Annotated in this window: 1 protein-coding gene, 1 tRNA gene and 1 pseudogene; 1 reads left to right on the forward strand and 2 read right to left on the reverse strand. The window is 56.9% G+C overall.

The window, feature by feature from the left end:
* Positions 1–616: 616 nt before the first annotated feature.
* Positions 617–692: transfer RNA gene (locus tag J7392_RS24070), tRNA-Trp, on the reverse strand.
* A gap of 143 nt (positions 693–835) precedes the next feature.
* On the opposite strand from J7392_RS24070, the gene J7392_RS24075 reads away from it, so the two are divergent.
* Entirely contained in the window at positions 836–1,333 is a 498-nt protein-coding gene (locus J7392_RS24075; protein ID WP_067260565.1) for a DUF892 family protein, read from the forward strand.
* Between the two features lie 205 nt (positions 1,334–1,538).
* Here J7392_RS24075 and tuf read toward each other — a convergent pair.
* A pseudogene (gene tuf / locus J7392_RS24080) lies at positions 1,539–1,792 on the reverse strand (elongation factor Tu); the annotation flags it as partial.

The following is a 1,792-nucleotide window of genomic DNA, read 5'->3' on the forward strand; positions in this document are numbered from 1 at the left end:
ATCCATCGAATGAACCAAACCGCCCACATATCTCTTCAGATATCAAATTTTCAAACAGCGTTGAGACAAAAGAAACTGAGATGCGCCCTAACTTCTTGGCGCGCCCCGCCTCTAATACCTCGAATTCTTATCCGCCTCGTGATCCGAACCACCGCGTCTCCGCTGCTGTCCGCCCCGTCTGGCGCCCCAGCGGTGCGTCTCAGCGCCGCCGGTAGAGGGGGTTCTAAGGTTACTGAGACAAAGCCGCAAGCAGAAACTTGAGAAAAGATGAGATTTCGGGGAACTTTTCGGCAAGATGCTGAAATGGCGTGCTATTTTTATAAGAACAGACCCTGAGTTTCGCCGCGATGGCAGCATGACACTGCGTAGAACCCTCTTTGACCGCGTGAATCATCGCCGAGTGCAGCGCCATAGAGGGAAAAACCGGGTGAATCGCCCCGAGGCAGCGCGACTCGCTGAACACTTACGCGCTGATAGCCCTGAGGCGGGCAAACCCACAAAAAATAGATTGCCGCAGACCGCCATAGCCTTAAAGGCACGGCCCCGCCTCTCGCGGATGCAGGACTCCGCAAAGAACGATACGCTCGCGCAGCTTCGTCCTAAATTTAAGGAAATGTGGCAGGGGCTGAGGGACTCGAACCCACGACCCTCGGTTTTGGAGACCGATGCTCTACCAACTGAGCTAAACCCCTATGCCGGTGGCTTGGGTAGTCGCAAACGGGCGGCGGATCAAGAGCAGATCTGACCTTTCCGCCGATATTCTCTTCTTTGGGGAACATTGAGCGCTCAGCTTACGTTTTCCCGTCGAACCAAGCCCGAAATTGGAGGACGACCGATGACTATGAACAATCTCAAAGACGTCTACACCGACCAACTGCAAGACCTCTATTCTGCCTGCAAGCAATCGCTCGAAGCGACCAACGCTCTGGGCCGTGCGGCAGAAGACAAGGAACTTAGCGAAGCGCTTATCGACGGCAGCAACGGAATCGCCAAGGGCATGGATGTGCTGAAGTCCATCTGCGCCAAACATGACCTCGACCCGGAAGGCGAGCACTGCCACGGGATGGAGGGCCTTGTGAAAGAGGCGCATAAACATGTGCTGGAGGAGGATTTTGGCGACAGCGATGCCCGCGATGCGATGATCATCACGCAGTATCAGCGGATGGTGCACTATGCTCTGGCGGGCTACGGCTGTGTTGTCGCCTTCGCCAACCGTCTGGGCGAAAACGAAGATGGTGCACAACTTCAGGAGCAGCTTGATCACACCTATGATGGCGACCGCCGCATGACTGAGATCGCGACCAAAGGTGGCGTGAACGCTGACGCCGCTTGATTGCAGTTGAATTGGAATGATTAAAGCCGGTTCTTACGGGGGCCGGCTTTTCTGTTTCAGGGGGATTGCCCGCCCCGCCAAAGCAAAAGGCCGCAGCAAACGCTGCGGCCTTTCGAATATCTGAATCGTGGTCCCCGGTCCGGCCAGGGGGTGGGCTCTCATCGCTCCTGCGGAGCGACTGCCGCCCACCGGGTCCGTTTCAAAATCACTCAGTGATTTTGGAAACGACCCCGGCGCCAACAGTCCGGCCACCTTCGCGGATCGCGAAGCGCAGGCCGTTTTCCATGGCGATCGGTGCGATCAGCTCAACGCCAAAGGACACGTTGTCGCCCGGCATGACCATCTCGGTGCCTTCTGCCAGCTGAACGGTGCCGGTCACGTCAGTTGTACGGAAGTAGAACTGCGGACGGTAGTTCGCGAAGAACGGCGTGTGACGGCCACCTTCCTCTTTGGTGAGGA

Origin of the sequence: Sulfitobacter sp. R18_1 (assembly GCF_017743915.1) — a bacterium.
In the GTDB taxonomy this organism is placed as follows: Bacteria; Pseudomonadota; Alphaproteobacteria; order Rhodobacterales; family Rhodobacteraceae; genus Sulfitobacter; species Sulfitobacter faviae.